This is a genomic window from Prosthecobacter sp. (assembly GCF_044222565.1).
Classification (GTDB): Bacteria; Verrucomicrobiota; Verrucomicrobiia; order Verrucomicrobiales; family Verrucomicrobiaceae; genus Prosthecobacter.
Genome location: NZ_JBGANA010000024.1, coordinates 20,513 through 41,752, shown reverse-complemented (window position 1 = coordinate 41,752; position 21,240 = coordinate 20,513). Strand labels below are relative to the sequence as shown.

Genomic DNA, 21,240 nt, shown 5'->3' with positions numbered 1-21,240 from the left:
AATAAGTTAGGTTCTACGGGTTCGGGCCCAGGTGGTTTTCTGGCCGCCCCGGAGCCAGCGGAAGAAGCCGAAGAAGAGGGCGGCGTTCATGGTGGCGAAGTAGGCGCTTACAGAAGCCAGCCGGCCCAGCGGACCGGGCAGGCGGAGGGAGGAGAAACCGGTGGCAGTGAGTGCCATGATGGCGAGGCATGCCGCACCCAGAAGCATGGAGCCGGGGGCTTTCAGGAGGCACAGGAAGAGCACTCCGAGCAAGGTGGCGAGCATGAAAAACGGGGCGATCCAGCGCAGAACTTTGTGCGAAAAGAAGACCCAGGCAGCCAAGTTGTGTGTCGGATTCAGCAATGGCAGGCAGTTGGCAAGGATCTGAAAGTCCCCTGCCCCGATGCGAATGCGGCGGCCAAATTCATCCGCCAAAGCCGGCGGCAAATCTTCATAGGCGAGCGCGCTGGATTCAAAGACCACATGCCACCCATCCATGAGAAGGCGAAGCGGAACGTAGAGATCCTCCACCACGATCTCGGGAGGGCAGCCGGTCCATAGATCGCGGCGCAGGGCGTAGTTGGCGCCATTGGCACCGAGGAGAACGCCGCGGCCGCCTTCATGCTGCTTGAGCCAGGTTTCCAGTTTCCAGTAAACGCCTTCTGACTCGGTGTGGGCTTCTCCCTCTCGGGTGCGGAAACAGAGCTTGCCGCAAACGCAGGCGACTTTGGGATCCTGGAAGCGAGTGACGAGGCGGCGCAGGGTGTCAGGAGCGAAGTCCACATTGGCATCGCTCAACACCAGGATGCTGCCTTTGGCCTGAGGGCAGACGTCATTGAGGACGCGGACCTTGCCGCGACGTTCGGTGAAGTGGCGGACCTGCACGCGAGGACTGCCCGAGGCGAGGCGCTCGGTGCCGTCGTCAGAGCCATCCGAGGCAATGATGATCTCCAGTTTGTCAGCGGGATAGTCACACTGCAGGAGATTCTCGACACGACGGGCGATGCATCTGGCTTCATTGTAACCGACGACAATGACGGAGACAGTTGGGAGGGAGGACTCGTCCTGCTCGGGTGGAACAGGGAGCAACGGCCGGCGAGCGCCGATGAAACGCCACCAGAGAGGGTAGAAAACGTAGCAGTGCAGCACTGCCAGGGTTCCGAGAATGACGATGATCCACGCAGTGGCGATCATGACTGGCTGCGCTTTTGAATGAGACTTACACAGGCATTCTCAAAGACTCCGGCAGACGCTTCCCAGGAACAGGGGCGGGCGACTTCCTCCAGAGCATGGGAGGCAAGCTCCGCACCCAAGCCGGGAGTACGAAGCACCTGCAAGACTTTTACAGCAGTGTCCTCAGCGGTGTCTGCCAGCAGGACGTGGCGGCCATCTTTGACGTCCAGCCCTTCGGCACCGATGGTGGTGGAAACGACGGGCACTTCGGCTGCCATGGCTTCATAGATTTTCAAGCGTGTGCCGCCACCGATGCGGAGCGGCACGACGATCACGTCCGCGCCGCGCAGGTAGGGCCGCACATCCGGCACGGTGCCGGTGACCTCGATGTTTCTGCCAGTGGTGGCGAGGGCCTGAATTTCGGCAGGTGGTTTGCGTCCCACGATGACAAAACGGGCCTCAGGCATCTCGCGCTGGATGAGAGGCCAGACAGCTTCGACAAACCAGTTCACGCCGTCCACATTGGCATACCAGTCCATGGAGCCCATGAACATGACGGTGGGAACGGCGGAGGAAGTCCTGGGAAACGACTGGAAGTATTCCAAATCCACCCCTGTGGGCGCCGTGCCCAGTACATTGGTCAACGCGAGGTCGCCGCGGAAGATCGATTCATCCTTCTCGGAAACGGTGATGATGCCATCAAACCGGGAGCACATCTCCATCTCGTGCCGCTTCATCCGACTCCACTGGTTGCGCCAGTAAAAGGATGCCAGACCACGCTTGTTTTCGGCGCGTCTGAGCCAGATCATCGACTCCACATTGTGCTGAAAAATCACCCAGGGGATTGCTGACAGCTCCTTTTCATCCCAAGGCAGACTTACCGCAGGAAAAAGGAAGTCACAGACCAGAAGATCAAATTTCTGCTCTTTGAGCAGCTGGCGGATTTTTTCACGCCAGTTTGCAGACTCGAAGCGCGCCGATGCATAAGGCAGCGAAGAAAACAGGTTGAACGCAGCCCCCAGCAGAAAGCGATGCGCAGGCATCTGCAGCGAGGCTCTTGGCACATGCGTCCATGAAGCGGACCGTGAATATTCCCCTGACTTCTGCGATGCGTTTATCTGGCCTTCGTCCGCCACCATCCCGGCAAACGTCACCTCATGGTCCCGGTTCAACCAACGGAGCAGATGAAAAGTGCGCAGGTCCCCTCCCCGCGTGAGCGGATGCAAAGGACTTGTTTTAATCCAGAGGATTCTCATGGGAGAGCGTGCATCATCAGGTGTTTACGGCTTCGGACCCGACCATTGAAACTCGGCAAACACAGGGCGGTGCTGGGACTGGGTTTCCATGGTCCTGCAACCCCATAAATTCAAGCTCTGCGAGGCAAAGATCATGTCCAGCCTGAGCCATGGCCGAAACAATGCGAGAGGATTATGGGTGTTGCCGGGAAAGGTATATCCAGTGCCATCCCCTGCTTTCAAGTGGGCATCCTGAAACTGACTGGAAAACACTCGGTAGATGGGACCGAAGGCCGGGGTGTTAAAATCTCCCAGCACCAGCACGGGATCCTTCTCCTTTGCGACATTGTCGGCGATATTTTGAGCGATGAGGATCTGCTGGTCCCAAAACGCCTGGTAGTGCTTTTTTTTGGACTCCCAAGGAGAGCCTGGAAAACCGATGATTCCCCAAAGAAATGCTCCACGCTTGTAGGAATCCAGCACTGACCGAGGACTGGGAAGATGGACGTTATAAATGATCAAGGGCCCACCCTCGAACAAAACCTGGTACCGAACGGCCGACACCGCATTGGAGCCAGGCAAGAGCACAGGAGACGCATCCAGAATGGGCCAGCGGCTGAGCAAGACGAACTCTCCTATGTTGCTGACCTGAGTGAACTCTGCATAATCGGGACTGCCCGCATAACCACGGCCGCGGGTTTCCTGCAGTGTGATGAAATCGGGCTGCAGTGAGTCTTTGATGGGACGCAGTGACACCCCGTTGTCCTGCCCGCGATTCCATGTGATCACCTTCAGCGTCGTGGAGCTTCCGTTGAATTCAGGGGCCGCCGGTCCAAACAATCGAATATCAATGTGAAAGGCGAAGAAGAGGACGATGGCCAGAGCCAGGCCGAAAGCAGATTTGCGGTCAAGAATCAACGCGGGAACCAAAAGCAGAAACAAGGGGACCACCCAGATCCATGGCGGCAGATACATCAGCGCAGCAAAGGTGATGTTCGACTGCCCCCACGCGTGGAAGCCGGCGATCAGCAAAACGAAAAAGACCAGGCACAGGATGATCAAACCCCGAACCGCAAGCCTGAGATAGTGGAGAACCTTGTGCAACAGACCCGTGGGGATCTGCGGAGCCGGCAGCTTCAGCTCGACGGGTTCGATTTCCTGGGGCTGCTGACGGGCTCCCTGCCGGTCCAGCCGGATCCTGTTAATCAAGATCTTCTCAAATAGCGACCTCTGCCGCCTTACCCTCCTTTTGCTGGGGGAAGGCTGGTCAGAAGACCGATCGCCATTGTCAGACATGTCTTTGAATCAGCGCCAATTGATCTTCGGTGCCGAGGCTTTGTGAGGTTATTTTGGAGCGCTTGAGCCCGGAGAGGTTGGAACGTCCAGAGGCACTCCCTCTTTGCTGCTCCCAACGCCGCCCTCATTCTTCAGAGGAGGAAGAGACGGACGCTCGGGCTTCGGGAGGTCGATAGGGGCGACTTTTTTTTCAGGCACCTTGTCCTCAGGCGGAGTGTCCGGGGGCCTGGAGTATTGTTCTTCAGGACGCACCCCTTCTAAGCGAGTCATTATCACCGGAACCGCAATAACCCCAAGCAAAATAGTAATGGATAGTACAATTAATGCTTCGATTATACTAAGGCCAGTTTTGAAATACATACGTTTATAACGAACCACAAACCGAGACCCTTATTCACAAGGCATCCTCATGTCAACCTTCATTTCCATCACCGCTACAGCCTAGGGGCCTATAGAAACGCAGACGTCGTAGATCCGGCGAGATTCAGACCGGGACCTACGCTCAAAAATCTTGTATTGATTGCGCGGCGGGCGGAAGAGCGGCCGCAATGGCTGCATCGGTCGCCAGCCTGCTTAGTGACCGTGCGCCGCCCTAGCGCAGGTTCGGCCACCGAAGCGCCTGCCTGCCGGAAAGTGCAAAAGCAAACCGCATGCTCTAGATCTGGATGAAGTTCGTCATCAGATAGTGCCAGCAATAGACCACCGCGTAGAAACTGACTGTGATGAGGGTGAGGTCCACCAGCCCTATCCTGCGCCAGGCCAAACCAAGGAAGGGTTCCCCCCCTGCTTCGGACCCGACCGCAAGTTCCAGCGGTCCGTTCCCTGGCCCAACTGGCACCAATGCCCTAGATTCGACCGGGGCAGCCCCTGCTGTGCTGGCAGGCACTTCCATGTGTTCCGAAGATGGAACCACCGCTGCGGTCATCAAGCGATGATATGCAGCGCAGGCACCGGCGATGAAAAAGTAATCTGTGTGATAGGCGCGATCAATCATCCATGCCGAAGCGGCGTATCCACTCACCAGGGTCAACAGGGCCTTTTGGATGCGCTGACCTTCGAGATCATCTTCCGAAGGACGGGCCTGCAACACCGTGCGAAAACAGGCATACAAAATACCCACGAAAAGGAACAGCCCGGGATACCCGAGGTCCGCGCCAACATTGACATAGGAACCGTGGGTGGCCTTTTTGATCAACCCATACTGTTCGGTTTCAATCCAGGCTTCAAAGCGTTTCCACCCCTCTCCTGAAAATGTGCCCTGCATGGCATTGTAGGCGAGCTGCCAAATCATCAACCGGCCCTCGATGCCATCCTCCTTGGCGCTCAGGCTTTCCATTCGGGGCAAAAGCTTCAATGCGCCAATGCCGGCGGTCAGCATGACTGAGAGCAGGAACACCTGCACATAGCGTGCCTTCTTGAACAAAAGCCCCACTGCGGCAGCGGCGGCTCCGCACAAGTAGGCACCTTTCGACTGGGTTAGATAAACACAATATGCTCCCGCCGAAATGCCCGCGAAGCCCAGGACACGCAGGGTGAGGCCCCGCTTCCACACGAACCAGTAGTAGCCAAGGGGCAGAAGAATTACGACGCCGTGGCCGAGAGCATTGGGGTTGTTGTAAATCCATGTATTGAGCGCAAGACGCCCAAAAAAGCTCTCAGTCAGTCTGGATGAGCCAGGGGCGAGTTCGAATCCCAGCTCAGTGGAGATGCCAAAGATGGCCACCACAATCAGTCCCACGACCCAGCAATTCAGGAAAGTGCCCATTTTCTTCAGCGAGGACAGGCTAAGGGCGGTGGCGAAGTAGAAACCCGCAAAGGGTATCATGGCCTTGGTGGTGCTGACGTAATCTCCGGTAGTCCAAATGATCCACCCCAGGTATGCGAGCACCAGGTAGTCCGAGGGACTTTTCAAGCAGTCTTTGATTTTAAAGCCTTGGGGGCGACGCCAGATACCAAAGAAGGCGAGAAGCATGGCCCAGGTCATGAACCCGAAACCTGCGAACGCGGAAATCCAATCCTGTGGACGTATGAGCCACAGCAAGATGGCCAGGCAGAGTGCGAACAGGTCCACAATGGATCAGTCTGCCAGCAGAGGCAGACCCGGTGAAGTTGACACAATCACAAAGCTAGTTCGCTGAAGACTGAGCGAGGTAAGCTGGATCATAATATTTAGGATAGTATGAAGCGTAATAGTAATAGTTTTCCACCTTTGAGAGGTCCACGCCGTTCAAAATGAATCCGTAGATGGTCGCATGCGCGGAATTCAACACGTCCAAGGCCGTGAGGATGTCCCTCTGAGAGGTGCTGTCCGCACGCAGCACGAACACGACGCCGTCGGCGTGAGCAGCAAGCATGATGGAGTCTGCCAGACCAAGAATGGGCGGAGTATCGACAATAATCTTGTCGTATTTGTCCCGCAGCTGGTTAAACAGGGATTCGAGCTTGGTGGAGCTCAAGAGGTCCAAGCGTGAATCGGTTCCACTGCCGCGCACCATGAGGTCGAGATCCGGCAGAACGGATTTGATAATGATGTCATCAGTGCCCAAATCATCCGAAACGAGGAATCCAGCCAAACCGAGATTCTTCTTGTCGGCTGGCAGGTCGAACATCCGATGGATACGGCCTCGGCGCAAATCGCCGTCGATGAGCAAAGTTTTCTGGCCGCTTTCCGCAATGGATTTGGCGAGAAGAGTACTCACCGAAGTCTTCCCCTCCCCTGGCCGGGAGCTTGTGATCATGATCACCTTGCAAGGATTGTCGCGTGAGACGTGCAAGGGAATGCTGCAGCGGACAATGCGGAAGGTCTCGGAAAGATTGATGGACGAATCCGGCGCCTTCTCCGCAGTGTTGCAAGGATTCAAATACTCGCTGTCTTTGATGAGCGGAATGACGCCAAGTGCGCTGCGGCCGGTCAGGGTTTCAGTCTCGACCACAAGCGAGGTGGTGGAACGCAGCCGCTCCAAGCCGATGCATCCTGCCCCAGCAGATCCGACACCAAGCAGGAGGGCGTAGGTGAGAAGCTTGTATTTGTTAGGACTGAAAGGCACATCGTCCCGCATCAAGGTGAAGCCTTGAAAATCGAACTCCACCCTCATGTCAACGCCGGTGTGCTCCATCGTGGAGAGCCTCTGCTGCAGATCCTTGTAAGCGGCCTCCCAGAAATTGGGAGTTTCCGACATCAACGAGAAGTCCTGCTTGTAGCGATCAAAGTCCGTTAATACTCGGCGGTAGTCCGGCATTTTGGTGATGAGTTCACTGTAGCGGTCTTTCAACTGCTGATACTCCAAGTGAAATGAGTTCACGGCAGTCTTCAACTCCCCGGCGATGGAGTCCTCCAATTTCTGAATGCGCAGATCGAGAGCGCGCATCTTTTCATGGCCAGGAAGCAGAGTTTTCGAAAGCTGATCTTTTTCCAGCAGTGCGTGACGAAGCTCACGTTCGGACTCCTCCCAAGGCTCGGTCTCCTCAACCATCGAAGGCAACACGATGATCTGAGACTTGCGGTCATTTCCAGAACCCACACTCGGCTGTTGAACGTTGGACGTCATACCAGCGGCCGGCGACACTGAATCCGGGGAAGATTTGGCGATAAGGCTGTCTCCGAAAGGGCTGCTACGGACGATGCTGCCAACGGGGACAGGGGTGCCACGAAAACGCTTGATCACGGCAAGACGGTCCATGATGGACATGGAAGGATTTTCCAAGAGCTTCAGCACCTGGGCCATATTGTCCAGCCTGGTGCGCGCGGTGAGCATCTCGCTGGGCACGGCTTCGAGGCTGTTGTGCTCCACGTACTGTTCGATCAACTGATGATCCTCCTCGAATTTTGACCGTGCCACTGTGGAGGCGTTGATGCGTTCCTTGATCTTGACCATTTCCGCCGAATATGCCTTGAACGCCGCTTCACGATGGGAAGCCCTGGCCTGCACCGTGGATTCCCGGTAGGCTTCGAGCATGGCCTCAGGCCATTCACGCACCCACCTGGGCTGGTAGGCGTAGATTTCAATCTGCACCATGTCTCCGGGCAGCAAAGTTACTTCGACCTTGGAGACAAACTGCTCGCGAATGTATTCGTACTGCCCTGCCGTCTTGACGATGCCCAGGCGCTCAGCGGTGCGTTCCAAAAGCCAACGGGAGTTCAGGGCCGTGATGATCTGAAACTCAATCTGCGCATACCGGCCACGCCCCTGAGCATCTGAAGTTTCAGATTTCACGGGAAGCGTGAGGTTGGTAAACGTCACCAACGAACGGGAGTAGAATGTCGGCTGACCGTAGGTGTAATAGACCAATGAAACGACCAGTCCGAGAAGAAACAACAGGGTAGCCACTTTCCAGTACTTCACGTACCTGGACGCGTATTGAACGATGTCCTGAAATGTGAATAGAAACTTTTTAGTCGTTGCCATGAGTATCTCCGCGCAGGAATTCTAATTTCAGAATGACAAACACATGGGGACCGACTTAGAAGCCGAACACCTTCTGAGGGACAACAATCGTGTCACCATCCTGCAGGATGACATCCCTGTCCTGACCACGTTCGATGGTCACAAAATTCACAGGAATGCGCTGGGTCATGCCAGTGGGATCCCTTCTCAGCACATAGCTTTTCTGCTTGTTGGCAAAAGCAGCAAAGCCGCCTGCATCCGTGATGGCCTGATAAGCGGTAACGCGCCCATTGCCAACGAAGGGAATGACACAGCGGCCTTTTTTCATGACGCTGCCTGACAGGTACACGGTCAGACCTGCCACACCCGCACTGTTATCCCCTTCCGCAGGACCGCGGCGGACGGGATCGACGATGACCGTCGCCTTGGTTAGCTGGTTCTTCTGCAACACATTGCGAACCGAGGCTTCGACCTGCTCCAAGGTCATGTTGACCACCTGGATGCGTCCCGCTTTAGGCAGAATGATGTCGCCACTGGGGCGCACGACATACATGCCGTTGAACGATGAATCTTCCAGAATAAAGACATCAAGGGCGTCCCCGACACTGGTCTGATATCCCCGGGAGCCGATGCCCTGTGAAGGACGTGTCGCCTGCAGATCCCCATCATTCGGCAGCCCATTTCTGCCCGTGTTGCAGGAAGTGACAAAAACAGCAGTGAGGGCGAACAAAACAGAGGCACGACATAGGATCAAAGAACGCAACTGCGCGCGACGGTACGGGGAAATCATAAAGTGGTTTTTAGAATAACGCGAACGTGGGTGTCCGCAACAGCAGAACGGGCCGAACAAGTCCTAATTTTCAACCTGTTAGAAGCGCTTTGTGGCGCCGATGAACAGGAAATGCTCCTGGAAATGATCCAACGGAGAGCGACCTGCTCCAGCCTGCTGATATTGGTATGCGATCTGGCCCTGCACGGAGTCCGAAAACTGCCGCATGTAGATGGCACGATAGGTCCACATCTTCCAGCCACGGTTGAGCTGAGGAAGGTCAACATCGTCATAGGTGACGAGGAGTCCCAAATTTGAACGGTCCGAGAGCGCCACACGGGTCATCACACCAGCCGTCAGGAACTGCCTGTCTCCCTTGTCCTGCCCGATGGCAGTGAGATCCGCCTTTTCCACGTAGAAATTTGACGAGATGCGTGCACCGAGCTGCTGGCTCACGTAGTAGCGAACGAAAGTGCTGACATAACGGGCGCCGCCAAAGCCACCCTGGAAGGGCATTTTACCGGCATCGATCCCATGAACGGTGTAAGGTCCGATACGCTGCCTCATGCCACCCTGAGCAATCCAGGTGTCCGAGGATTTATTCACCGCAGCGGCGGCGCTGTGCGACCAGAGCCACCCGCCCTGAGCATAAACAAGAGTGTTCGCGTTCAGGTTCACGTTCGCGCCAATCAGGGCCTGATGGTATTCAAGCTTGGTCTGCTCCTGAATGTTCGCCTCATACATCGCGTAAGGCGAGATGAAAGGCCCCTGCCTCAACAGAATGGTCCCGATAGTGTCCCAAGCATTTATGTGCTCAAAATTCTTATTCCACCAGTCGTAACGGTTGAAATAAGTGTTTGAGTAAACGTTCTCCGCGAGCCTGGCGCGCAATGCGGCCCCGAATTGGTTTTGATAGAGGAAGCGGTCGGCGCTGAGAGGATTGCTGTTGAGCGAGAAATTGGGATTTCCCGTCGAATCGAACGGCACGGCCCCCACTCCAAACTGATAGCGCCCGGCGCGATCAAGTGGTGTGGTGTCCATGAAATTGAGCTGGTAAAGCATCGATTCATTCAGCAGATTGGACTGCAGGAAGATTGCGGAGAAACGGTCTGTGAAAGCAAGCTCAACCCCGTCCTCAATCGGGAGGCGATAAGCGGTTTCAAAAAGCGCCCGGGGAGCGATCTGCCCACCGAACAAAGCGTAACCAGGAAAACCAACGGCCCAGCCCACCTGCCCCGTCAGCGGCAACCAGTAGACGTAGGGGCTTGCAGTGAATGCAAAGCGATTGCTGATATTGAACGAGACGCGGGCACTCAGGCCAACAATAGCCGCCCAATTGTCCGACCCCTGCACACCGCTGAACCCGCCATATGGGGACAAGCCCTGGTAGTCAGAGTACATCATCCCTGCATTGGCGGAGATGTTGTCGATGTAGAAGGGACCGAATTTGTAGCACATCCACCGGCTGCGAGCCGACTGGGGGCCAAGGAGAGCCTGGGTTTGAAACGGGCCCCGAAGCTGCAAGCCGATGCCACCGGACACAGCGGTTGAATTGTTGGAATCCTCACTCCTCCACAAGGCGAAGGAAGTCGCATGGTTGAGGACGTTTTGAGTGTCGTAAACCGCTCCCGAAACAGTGCCGAGAGTGTCGAAAATTGCGTTTACAGCAGGATCGGTGCTGCTTCGGTAGAAGCCGTTCCTAGTATAATCGTAATCTCCACCGTACAAAGGGCCCGGCTTACCGGCTTGCTGCTGAGCACTCGCTACCGAGAAAGACAGGCAGGTAATCGAAACCCAAGAATAGATCAATGTTTGTAGCCTCATCTTTGAAGAATAATTTAGGCACTTTTGCTTAGTCGCGCGAAATAAAGTTACCAAACGAAAGGATCGTTTATTTATGATTTTTTGCAGATTTTGCAGTTTTAGCAGCCGCATCATGGCGCCGGATGGAAAATGCCGATGACCAATCCGCTCTAACTAGTTCACGAATCGAGTATAGGCATCCTCCTAAAATTGGAATGGAGCAAAATACGAGCCAACCAACTTTCCAAAAGAAGCCTTCGCTGTGTTTGGCGACATCCGCGGCCAAAAGGACCCAGATGACAACCCAAACAGCTACAACCAACAAAAGCACCAAGTCAGAGGTGTTTTGGGGGGATGCGTGTAGGATATTGAGAAACAAGCGCTTCATGGCGTGTTTAGGATCGAGGCTCTGTCACTTTAGATAAGCAGTCAACAAATTGAACTAAAGACATTGGGTTAGCGTCCGAACGGAAAAAGAGCACATACCGCACACATGCCAAACTACAAAGCCGATGCAAGCTACTTTTGCGCCAATTTCATACATGATCACCGCAAAAATGTTCATAGATGTGTTCCTAGTGCCATATTAGCTTTTCCACCAATAGGGTGGCCGCACCACACTGAAGAGGGGGAACCCTGCCACGACACTTTTCCGGAGAGGTGGGGGAAAACCCGATGGGATTTTGAGGTTGCGGGGGCCTTTCCACGAGTAGCTGACGGGGGCTGAGATTCAGGCCCGGGATCCGACCGAAGTCACCGCATCGGGTAATGAGACGGGCCGGATTCACCGCCGAAAGCCGGATCCGTCGGACGACGGCACGGCTGCCGCGTTAAGTTCCCGGTCCGGTGCCAACCGCCAGTTTTCCCGCAGCGCCTCGAGCGCTTTTTGGCAAACGCCGAACGAAGCTCCCGGTGCCAGCTTTACCGGCAACTGTGGAGCCCAACTGATGAGGAGCCAGTCACGAGCTACGCTCGGTGCGTCAGCCGCCGGAAACGATCGGCATACCTCTGGGCCATTGCGTCCCAAGAGAACAGGGTTTCAGCCCGCAGCCTTCCGCGGACACCGACGGAATAAAGCTCGCTCGTTGAAAGGCTGACACAATCTCGCAGGGCTCCGGCCAGGCGGCTGACGGTGGACAGATCCTTCACCCAGCCGCCCTGGCCGTGCTGAATGAGCTCATCGGCACCGCAAACTGTATTGCTGAGCACGGGAACGCCGGAGGCCAAAGCCTCCAGGGTGACGTTTGAGAGGCCTTCGTTGCTGGAGGCAACCACGAGCAGATCAAGCATTCGGACAAACGGAGCGACGTCCTGCTGATGACCGGACCAAAACATTCGGGAGGCGAAGGCGGAGGCGCGCATCTTTTCCAACACCTGGGATTTGTTTGGGCCGCCATCGCCCACGACCACGAGCCGGCAGTCAGGATGCGCTTCCGCAATCTGCTCGAAGGCTTCGATCAGTTCGAGATGACGTTTGAAAGAACCGAAACGTCCGACAATGCCCAGCACTTTGCCGTCTGGCCAAGGAACGCCGTGAGCGGAGCGGAGGGCTGCTTTTTCGGATGCGTCCGCAGCGGGCCGGAAGTTTTTTATGTTCACGCCATTGATCAGCGGGAACATGGCGGGATGCTTGATGTGCATGGCACGCAGTTCATCGCACTGCTGCGATGAGACGGTGTGAATGGCCCTGCAGGAGCGATACAACCACTGACGCTGAAAGACCTTCCCTGGTTTTGCGTCCGAAGGAGTGAACTGGGCGTGCTCGCCGTGGAAGATGGGGCAGAGAGTTCCGCCGAGGGTGGCGATCGACGCATAGATGAGGGGACCCATGTTGTGGGTGTGCACCAGATCAAAGCCGCGCCGGATCAGCCTGTGAAGCTTTAGCGCCACGTCCAACCGGAAGCCTTCCGGCTTACCAATGGAGTGAACGGCGTGAGCAGGATCGAGGCTGGAGGCGTGGACTCCGGGATGTCTCAGGCAACAAACTTCGAATTCGAATTCGCCTGCCCCTAGTTTGTTCATCAACGCCACCAACTGCTTCTCCATGCCGCCTGCGTCCAGGGTATCCACCACTTCGAGGATGCGTATCGGCGAGCGAGAAGCTGTGGACTCAGGTGGCGGCATTTTGGCGTGGAAAGAAAACGGCGAGTTCAACTCTTACTTCTTCACCGCAAGGCAAAGAAGCTCATCTCCGGCACCCAAGGCATTTCCGACGAAATTAACTCCGCTCTTGGCGAAGGCCTTCGCCCAACCGGGCAGCCTTTGGGGGCGCGCGGGGGAGGCCTGCTGCGCTACGGCGAGCTTGTCCTGCCAGCGCTTTTTCATGGCCTCACGGTCGAGCGTGAGTTCATAGAGGCGAGTGAGCTCGACGTTGTACTCCACACTGACGACTTCCATGCCGACGTCCTCAACGAGGCGGGTGAAGCTGCTCTTGTCGAAAAAGGAAACGTGCTTTGGCGGAGGATCGCCAATGAAGCGTTTTTGCAAGCGCCAGCTTGGAGAGGCGAACTGAGTGGGAACGACAGATACATGCAAGCCGCCAGGACGCAGCACGCGCTTCATCTCAAGAAGCAGGCTTTTTGGATCCGAGATGTGTTCCAGCACGTGACTGCTGAAGGCGACATCAAAGGTGTTATCAGGAAAGGCAGCCTGCTCCAGCATGCCGCAAAAAACGCGGACACCCAGCTCCTTGTTTGAGAATTCGGCCGCCCAAGGAGCGATCTCGACGCCGTCGGCCTGCCAGCCATTTTTTTGGGCCAGGTGCATGAAGAAGGCCGCGCTGCAGCCAATATCCAGAATGCGCCCTGTTTTGTGCCAGGGCTGAAACCTTTTGAGCAGAGCCTTCAGTTTCTCCTCATTCTTGATCATGTAGCCATTGGCGGTCTTGCGATAGGTGGGATGAATGTTCGTGGAGCCGAAGGTTTCATCATACAGGTTCGCATCTTCGCTTTTGGTTTCGGGGACGAAAATGAAGCCGCATTTACCGCACTGGTGAAATGTCCCAACGCCTTCAACGGAGAATCCTGCACTGACGGAGTTGCTGCAAACCGGGCAGGTGGCAGGTGTTAAATCGAGTTTGTTGGACATGTTAGAGGATGACATGGATGTGCGATGAGGATGAAAGGGTTATTTCCAGCTGTTCTCCGCCAAGTCTTCGGCGAATACCTTCGGGAATTTCAAGTGGAGCTCGTGGTAGATGGGGCGAAGGCGCTGCTGCTCTTCGGCATGGCGGAAGGTCGGGTGAGGACGCCAGCTGGGGACGGCGAGGTCCTGGGTCCAAGGACGAGAACTGGCGAGTTCATGCTCACGAATGAGGCGGTTCAGTTTTTGCCACGAAGTGTCGCCGGATGCGTTCTGCAAGCACCACTGGCGTGGTTCGGTCTGTTGAGCGCGCTGGAGGAGGTTTTGCAGATCTTCGGCGAGATGCCCCGGCCGCAAGCGGGCGCCGGTCTGAGGATTGATGTACTCGACGGGGCCCACGTGCGCGTCATCGCGCATGGCAAGGGCGCAGCCTGCCATGAGTGATTCGACCGCGGCCACGCAGCAGCCCTCCCTTCGGCTCATAATGACGGACACTCGTGCATCCGCCTGCAATGCCGCCACTTCCTGGATGGGAAGACGTTCGTGAATGGTGAGCTGCTGAGGCACTCCTTTTTGTCTGGCAAGCTGACGGATGAAATTGCTGTCACGACCTTCGGCGGGCTGTCCGATGAGATGAACCTTAAGATCCGCGGGCAGCTGCGCGAGGATTTCAAAGAACTCCCAATGGCGCTTGAACCGGCCCCAGTTGGCCACCATGAGGAGGTCAATGGACCGTTCAGCGAAGGGCTTTGGAAGGTGGGAGCCGGGGCTGATCCAATCGCAGGGCAAAGTTTCAAGGCAGCGCAGCCGGGGATGGAAAGCTTCGATGAGCTGGCGTTCGCCGTAGTTGCAGCTTTGAACGAAGAGAGTTCCAGGGAAAGAGGCAACGACCAAACCCAAGACCGCGTAGTCAGTCGGCGACCAACTGGCGGAGAACACAAAGTTAAAGTTGGCGGCCATCCAGGCCAGTTCTTCTTCGTTCAAACCGAGACACAAACGGGCCCAGTTGTACTCGAAGGTCATCAGCAGCAATCCTTTTTCGCCATCGGCACCGGGTGCCTTAAGGATGACACTGCGATTCAGTGTTGAGCGCCGCCCAAAATGCTCCCGATAGCGACCACTGGACCTTACGGTTTCCACCCATGGAGTTCGTTTCTCAAAGACGCCACGCTGCTGGAGACGCGAGGCGATCTTTTGATGGAACTCGAGCGACCCGCTCATTTCCAGAGCGCGGGTGAACCAGCGCAGCTGCCGCTGCGGACCTAGGACAATGCCGGCAACGGCCGCCGCACCGCGAGCACAAACGCCGCGCAATGTGCGGCTGTGCATCAAGTCATCCTGCAGTCGTTCGGGCAGAAATCTGAGCAACCGGCTCATGAAGAAGGCGTGCTGGGCGAACTCTGGGGTTTGCGTGCGGCGAAGCACCACCCGCCTGCATTTTTACACTGGGTGTCAAATTTATCCAAGGGGATCAACACCAGCTTGGCAACGAATCCGAACAGGAAACGTGCCGCCAGTTCGGCCGGAAACTTCACAATCTTTGGCAGGCTGGACTGCTGGAGCACTGGCACCGTGAAATGAAGCACTGTGGCAAGCTGGCTGAAGTGGCACCCTTGCGGCTTGATCTTGACCACTTCCATCCCCAAGTCTTCGAGGAGCATCTGGATGCCGAGTTTTGTGGGGTTGAAAAAGTGCCATGGGAGATTGTGCAGCGGCGCGGACTGAGGCGCGGTGAGGTAGAGCATGCCGCCCGGCTTCAGAACACGAACAAGCTCCGAGACGGTTTTTGGGGGTGACTTCACGTGCTCCAAGACCTGGGTGCAGATGACCGCGTCGTAACTTCCCTCCTTGAAGGGAAGATCGGAAACGTCTCCAACGAAATCCACTCCAGGACCTGCGCAAAAGTCGAGCGTGTGGAGCGTGGCCCCGGAGGCCAGGAGTTCCTCGCGCATGACCTGCTCTTTCAAACGTCCCGAGCCAGCGTCCAGCACCTGCATGCCGGAGTGCAACGCGGGGATGGCTTCGCGCCGCACGAATTCGCAGACATGATAGCGTTCCAACTCGAAACGCTGCCTGAGACTTGCGGGCAGGAAAAGGCGCCCCAAAGAGATATTTTGACGGGTGGGAGACTGGCTCATGAATGGTCGGTGTGCAGCGTGTTTATGTCTTCAGCAACTGAGGCTGGCAGGGAGAGAAGTTCTACTGCCGAAAGGGATCAATGGGCGCGACGCCCCGCGAGTTTCACCCATTCGATCAGCGGCTTTTCCAGCCAGTAATGGCACAAAACTCCTAGCAACGTCGCAAAGAAAGCCACGCCAAGGATCCATGCGTTCTGCATCGGTCCGGACAAGACATGCATGCGATGCAATCCCTGCAGGCCAAGCAGCAACAACGGACTGTGGGTGAGAAAGATGGAGTACGACGAATCGCCAAGACTGTTCAACCAGCCCCACAACCGATAGGGCTTTGAGAATTTTTTTTCCAATAGGACGCAGCCTGCAATCAAAGTGCCGAATGTGAGGAGCCACCAAGTCCGGCGAACCAGCTTGCTGTATTCCTGCATCTCTTCTCCATAGACAAAACCAAGGGTGAAAAGCAGGGAGGACAGCAGCAGGAAGGGAAGCATCCACCTGCCCGAGGGATGCCGCCGCAACCAAAGCGCGGTGACAACCCCTCCCATGATCTGAACGTGGCGCATGCTCATGAAGAATGGGGCAACCGAATAGGATTCCGCAAATCCGCCGAGATGAAACCCGATGATCTCCAAAGACCACAGCATGCAAACGATGAGCACCACCCTTGCATTCGTTGATATGGCGATGGCAAAAAGAACATAGAAGCAGACTTCAAAAGGCAAAATCCATGCGCCCAAAATCAGCGGGTAGCCGTCCGTGGGCAGCATGAGATAAGAGGTCAGGACCAATTTCAGGGAGATGGTTTCATTCAGCCAGCGCCCTGCGGGCACCAGCAGCAAAAACAAGAGCTTGAGGGATGTCAGCGTGAAAAGAAGGGGATAGACACGCGTCAGCCGCTTTTGCAGAAACAGCACGCCGCCCCCCCCGCCGCACTTGTCCGCATAAAGCCAGGTGATGATGAAGCCGCTCAGGACGAACAAAAAGTCGACTCGAAAATCTGACCTGTCGAAAACTTTCGGCAACAGGGTCACACCGTAGTTTTTGCCCGCCATCATGTTCACATGATGCAGGACGATCAGCAGCGTGGCGAGCGCCCGGAGCAAGTGAAGCAGTTGAAATCGCGGCTTTTGGCCTGCTGAGGTAGATGGTGAATTATTCAATGTTCCCTTATGTATTGAAGGCGACAGCAATTCGATATTGCAGCACCATTTAAAATAGCCGCCATAACGCACTAGATGGCGGACCGGCTTTTCAACCGTTGCCACATTTTTTCACAGGCATCCAAGATTGGATCGGGAATGGCATCGGGCAGAGGCTTTTCACGGTCAACGCGCTGAGGAAACCGGGCGTAGGCGTCATTCAGGTCAAGCGCAATGTGCCTGCCGAGCAGTTCAAGCGATCTGGCGGGCTGCTCGACGAGGGAATGATAATTGACGGCGATCAAGTCGGGATGGTCCTGGTCAAACAGCAGCGAGTTGCGGGCCAGCCAAAACAAGGCAAAGGCCGCAGTGGGGGTGGTGGCCAGGGCCTTGTTTTCTAGAATGAAGCTCCGCATTTCGCCCCCCAATCCCTCCGCCTTCCACGACTCCTGATTCATCTCAAACAGATCACGCAGATAAGGAAAGGCCTCGTAACGCCCTTTGTAATAGGTGAGGTGGGAGAGGATCACTTCACGATAGTGGCGAAAAATCCAGATCCCCTTGGACCTCGGAAATGCATTGAGAAGAGACGAGGCGCGCTGGCTGTCATGCAGAGGCTTGAGGAGGACCACCTGGCTGCGCTGCGCGGCAAGCAAACGGGCGACCTCCGCATCAGGATGCAGACGAAGGTACTGCAAGTTTTCCACCGGCAGCTGCTGGAAGAAAGGCGGATCCCCTTCCCCCTGATCATTCACGCGCGGATCAAAACCGATGAAGTTGCGCAGCATCGTGGTCCCTGAGCGCTGGCAGCCGAAGACCCACACAATGCGAGGATCTTTGCACGGTTGCAAAACTCCATGACACCAGGTGCGGACTTTGTTGACCTTGTAGGAGGAAAGGACTTTCCAATACCATTGGCCGACAGATGCAGAAAGGGTGGACATAGTTGAGATAACCGCAGCGTCAAAAATTTGCTGGCAGGTTTTAGTTGGGTGCCTGATAGAAGATTCTATGCCAGAAGAAACTATTCACGTCTGCCTTTTGATGCGCCAATTTTGGCCCACTCTGGCAGGGGCTGCCGAACGAATGCGGCGTTACGCTCCGGGCCTGGCAGTCCGCGGGGTGAGGATGCATGTGATCTGTTTCTGGCGAGAGGGGCTGCCGAAGACAGAGCGGCTGGAGGACGGCACGGAGATCACCCGTGTGGAAAGAACTGGCACTCCGCAAGAAGACGACGTCAGTCTTTTCGTGCAGGCTGAATCCTGCCTGCGTAGACTGCCTGCCGGGAGGCGGGTGCTGCAAACCAATCTGCTTGGCTCCCACACAGTCAAAAATATCAGCCGGATGGCGGGCCAGGGCATTCCGGTGGTTTACCTGGGCACGATGAATGAAGTGGAATCCACGAAGGCCGGAATGCTCCGGCGATGGCTGAGCGCCTGGCGTTTGCGGCAGCTTTTTCGACCGTTCGCAGCCGCGGTCGTAGGCTCGGAATCCATGCGGCAATGGCTCGTTAAAGCCGGTGTGGCGACCTCCAGAGTGCATCAGATCGGACATGGAGTGGATCTCTCGCGATTCCGTCCTGCCGCGGACGCTGGCGAAAAGGTTGAATTGAGACGGCGACTTAACCTCCCTGAAACAGCCTGGGTGGTGCTGTTTGTGGGAACCATGACCGAACGAAAAGGAGCGCACCTGCTGGTAGAAGCGTGGAGCCGCATGCAGAAGAGCGGCACCCAGGGAGTGCTCGTCATGCTCGGGGCGTTTGACCGCCCGACGGTGGTGAAGAATGACCAGCGTGAAGAACTTGGAGTTTTTCAAGAAAATCTGCGTCGTTTGATGGCCCCATTGATTGCCAGCGAGACACTGATGCACCACGAACACACTTCTGAGATTGAACTTTGGATGCGTGCGTCGGACCTTTTGATTCTGCCCTCATCCAAGGAAGGTGTGCCGAATGTGGTCCTGGAAGGCATGTCCTCCGGACTGCCCTGCCTGCTGACACGGTTCCAAGGGTTTCCGGAAGACGAACTGGGAGAGAACGGCGTGCACTATCAAATCGTTGAACGGTCGGTCGAAGGACTGGAGCAGGAGTTGCTGCAATTTCAGGGGGATGAAGTCCGCCTCTCCCGCATGGGAGCGAGCGCCCTTGCGAGAGCGTGTGAGCATTTTGACCTCAATCTCACCCTGGATCGCTACGCGGCGCTGTACCGATGTCTGGTCCACGCGGGCTGACCAGCTTGCAGAGATCTTCGGCAAAAGCAGCGACGGGATCCTGCGGGATCATTTGAAGAAGATTCTTCGCGGCACTTTCTCCCATCTGCTGCCACTGCTGACGGAGCTGCCAGGCGCGTTCCAGCGCCTCATTGATATGTCGGACGGAAGGAGCTTCGGCAATGAAGCCGTCCACACCATCGCGGACGACTTCGGCATGCCCGGCGACATCGGTGGCAAGAGCCGGACGCGCGCACATCAAGGCTTCAACAAGAGACAGAGGCATGCCCTCATTGCGTGAAGGCTGGGCGATCATGTGGTGATCACGCCAGATGTCCTCGACGTTCTCCACGTGGCCGGGAAATCGAACCTTGTCAGCAATGCCCAGCATGGAGGCAAGCCGCTCCAAGCCCTGCCTGTTCTCCCCTTCCCCAAAGATGGAGAGGGTCAGATCGCGATCACGCCACTGAGGAGCAGCGAGCGCCTGGATGAGCAGATCATGCCCCTTTGGCCGGGTCTGAATGCGCGCCACGCAGGCCAGCCGCCAGCCCTTTTGTGTGCCAGGCCAGGGCAATGGACCGCGCTTCACTTTGATGGGATTCCACACCAAACGGCCCTGGGGAAGATGCTGGCCAATCTGGACCTCAAAGTCTGTTTGGTTGCCTTTCGAAACCCAAAAACTGGCGGCCACCCGGCTGAAGACATGACGCAAGCGTTCGGCCTGGCTGTCATTGGGCCAGTCGCTGGAAATAATGCCATGGGTGACCACGGTGGTGGGCAGCCGAGCTTCCTGAAAGGCTTCCAGCCAAGGCAGGCAGGAGTGATCATTTCCCTGAGAAACAAGCACCAGATCAGGCCGGTCAGCGCCGGATGTAAGCTGACGCACGATCCATCTCTCCGCCCTGCCCCTGGCGAAAAGCGGACGTACGAAACGCTGCATGGCAAACGAACGGGCGAGCCGCCAAACTGGGACGCCGAGCTGAAGCAACTCGCTCACCCGGGCGGGATCCCAACGACGCCAGCAGACGGCCGCGCTCACATCATGGCCAGCACGCGCCATGCAGGCGGCGGTTTGCAGCCAGAGACTTTCGGCAGCGCCGATGCCATAATGGCTGCTGAAAAAGAGGATGCGGAGCTTGCGGGCGGAACTCATTTTTTCGCAGCCCACGCGGCAGCCAAGGTTTTATGCTGGTCAATGCCGCGGGTGTTCTCGCGCAGGCGACGCTGTTTGATACGCCACTGGCTGAGCATTTTTCGAAGAGGGGCCGGCACAACTGCAGCAAGACGTGATCCCTGCCTGGAGGATTTCACGCTGCCGGTTTCATCGTTCTGCGCCCAGCGTTCGGAATAGTCGCTCTGCTGCACCTCGGTGATGTTTGCGCCTGCACTCTTTTGCGCCACAAACAGCAGACTGAGGCGGCCGGGCGGATTGAACTGAACACGCTTTCCGGTTTCAGCCGGATCACGCAAGGAGTAAAAAGTCTCAGGGGGGCCGTGGGAGGCGAGTGCGGCAAACTTCACCTGGAAACCATGCTCGGCAGCAAACGCGCGGAAGAACAACTCGGGGCTGAACTGGTAGAAGCCATGGCCCATCCAATTGTTCACCGGGCACATGGTGATGAAGAGACCGCCCGGACGCAGCAGTGCAGAACAGTTGCGAATGGCGGCGGGAAAATCAAAGACGTGCTCGAGGGAGCCACCATCAAAGACCCAGTCCCATTGCTCCTGCTTATCAGCGGGCAATGGAAGATTGAGGTCATGAACGAGGCCGGCGCCCTGATAAGCCGTGGCGTCCAGAGACTCCACGCGCTGGAATCCGATTCTGGTCAGCAAAGGCTCAGCATAGACGGTGTCGCTGAATTTGGGATCGGCCAGATCTTCGAGGTTGATCTTATGCTCCAGCGACAGCCTTGCGGCCTGATTGACCGAAAGCCGCAACCACTGCCTGCCAAGCATCAGGAAATCGGATGCTTGAGGCTGGAGTTTGCGGCAACTGAGGAGAAGCTCGGCACTGATTGAATTAATGGCCATAATCAA

Annotated in this window: 17 protein-coding genes; 1 reads left to right on the top strand and 16 read right to left on the bottom strand. The window is 56.4% G+C overall.

The annotated features are described in order from the left end of the window. Positions 1–6 precede the first annotated feature (6 nt). The 14 genes from ACILSR_RS26475 to ACILSR_RS26410 form a co-directional block, all read right to left on the bottom strand. Positions 7–1,173 carry a glycosyltransferase family 2 protein gene (locus tag ACILSR_RS26475; protein ID WP_395752829.1) on the bottom strand — a complete coding sequence of 389 codons (1,167 nt, stop codon included), beginning with the start codon at positions 1,171–1,173 and terminating at the stop codon, positions 7–9. Then, complete coding sequence (locus ACILSR_RS26470) at positions 1,170–2,195, bottom strand: glycosyltransferase (RefSeq protein ID WP_395752828.1); 1,026 nt, start codon at positions 2,193–2,195, stop codon at positions 1,170–1,172. Before ACILSR_RS26470 ends, ACILSR_RS26475 begins: the two co-directional genes overlap by 4 nt. A 237-nt stretch (positions 2,196–2,432) precedes the next feature. Next, complete coding sequence (locus ACILSR_RS26465) at positions 2,433–3,596, bottom strand: endonuclease/exonuclease/phosphatase family protein (protein WP_395752827.1); 1,164 nt, start codon at positions 3,594–3,596, stop codon at positions 2,433–2,435. Between the two features lie 742 nt (positions 3,597–4,338). Continuing rightward, positions 4,339–5,655 (bottom strand): O-antigen ligase family protein, encoded by a 1,317-nt coding sequence (locus ACILSR_RS26460; RefSeq protein WP_395752826.1) that lies wholly within the window; start codon positions 5,653–5,655, stop codon positions 4,339–4,341. A 154-nt stretch (positions 5,656–5,809) separates the two neighbouring features. Next, positions 5,810–8,089, bottom strand: a complete 2,280-nt coding sequence (locus tag ACILSR_RS26455) for a polysaccharide biosynthesis tyrosine autokinase (protein ID WP_395752825.1) — start codon at positions 8,087–8,089, stop codon at positions 5,810–5,812. 55 nt (positions 8,090–8,144) lie between these two features. After that, positions 8,145–8,918: a polysaccharide biosynthesis/export family protein gene (locus ACILSR_RS26450; RefSeq protein ID WP_395752824.1), complete on the bottom strand. Its 774-nt coding sequence runs from the start codon at positions 8,916–8,918 to the stop codon at positions 8,145–8,147. A gap of 18 nt (positions 8,919–8,936) precedes the next feature. Then, positions 8,937–10,775 carry a hypothetical protein gene (locus tag ACILSR_RS26445; protein ID WP_395752823.1) on the bottom strand — a complete coding sequence of 613 codons (1,839 nt, stop codon included), beginning with the start codon at positions 10,773–10,775 and terminating at the stop codon, positions 8,937–8,939. After that, positions 10,729–11,028, bottom strand: coding sequence for a hypothetical protein (locus tag ACILSR_RS26440; protein WP_395752822.1), 300 nt, complete (start codon positions 11,026–11,028; stop codon positions 10,729–10,731). The genes ACILSR_RS26445 and ACILSR_RS26440 overlap by 47 nt, the downstream gene beginning before the upstream one ends. Before the next feature lie 578 nt (positions 11,029–11,606). Next, entirely contained in the window at positions 11,607–12,764 is a 1,158-nt protein-coding gene (locus tag ACILSR_RS26435; RefSeq protein ID WP_395752821.1) for a glycosyltransferase, read from the bottom strand. A gap of 33 nt (positions 12,765–12,797) precedes the next feature. Continuing rightward, positions 12,798–13,742, bottom strand: coding sequence for a class I SAM-dependent methyltransferase (locus ACILSR_RS26430; protein ID WP_395752820.1), 945 nt, complete (start codon positions 13,740–13,742; stop codon positions 12,798–12,800). Positions 13,743–13,766: 24 nt separating this feature from the next. Then, on the bottom strand, positions 13,767–15,098 hold the full coding sequence (locus ACILSR_RS26425) for a glycosyltransferase (RefSeq protein WP_395752819.1): 1,332 nt from the start codon (positions 15,096–15,098) through the stop codon (positions 13,767–13,769). Continuing rightward, positions 15,095–15,859: a class I SAM-dependent methyltransferase gene (locus ACILSR_RS26420; protein ID WP_395752818.1), complete on the bottom strand. Its 765-nt coding sequence runs from the start codon at positions 15,857–15,859 to the stop codon at positions 15,095–15,097. The genes ACILSR_RS26425 and ACILSR_RS26420 overlap by 4 nt, the downstream gene beginning before the upstream one ends. Before the next feature lie 77 nt (positions 15,860–15,936). Further along, positions 15,937–17,121 (bottom strand): acyltransferase family protein, encoded by a 1,185-nt coding sequence (locus tag ACILSR_RS26415; protein WP_395752817.1) that lies wholly within the window; start codon positions 17,119–17,121, stop codon positions 15,937–15,939. After that, a complete protein-coding gene (locus ACILSR_RS26410; protein WP_395752816.1) occupies positions 17,088–17,939 on the bottom strand; it encodes a hypothetical protein in 852 nt (283 codons plus the stop codon). Before ACILSR_RS26410 ends, ACILSR_RS26415 begins: the two co-directional genes overlap by 34 nt. Between ACILSR_RS26410 and ACILSR_RS26405 the strand changes: the two genes are divergently transcribed. Beyond that, on the top strand, positions 17,932–19,224 hold the full coding sequence (locus ACILSR_RS26405; RefSeq protein ID WP_395752815.1) for a glycosyltransferase family 4 protein: 1,293 nt from the start codon (positions 17,932–17,934) through the stop codon (positions 19,222–19,224). The two genes, ACILSR_RS26410 and ACILSR_RS26405, sit on opposite strands and share 8 nt — an antisense overlap. Here the strand turns inward: ACILSR_RS26405 and ACILSR_RS26400 are convergent. Together ACILSR_RS26400 and ACILSR_RS26395 are read right to left on the bottom strand one after the other, a co-directional pair. Next, a complete protein-coding gene (locus ACILSR_RS26400; RefSeq protein WP_395752814.1) occupies positions 19,172–20,356 on the bottom strand; it encodes a glycosyltransferase family 4 protein in 1,185 nt (394 codons plus the stop codon). The genes ACILSR_RS26405 and ACILSR_RS26400 overlap by 53 nt on opposite strands. Then, positions 20,353–21,234 carry a hypothetical protein gene (locus ACILSR_RS26395; RefSeq protein WP_395752813.1) on the bottom strand — a complete coding sequence of 294 codons (882 nt, stop codon included), beginning with the start codon at positions 21,232–21,234 and terminating at the stop codon, positions 20,353–20,355. Before ACILSR_RS26395 ends, ACILSR_RS26400 begins: the two co-directional genes overlap by 4 nt. Between the last annotated feature and the right edge of the window lie 6 nt (positions 21,235–21,240).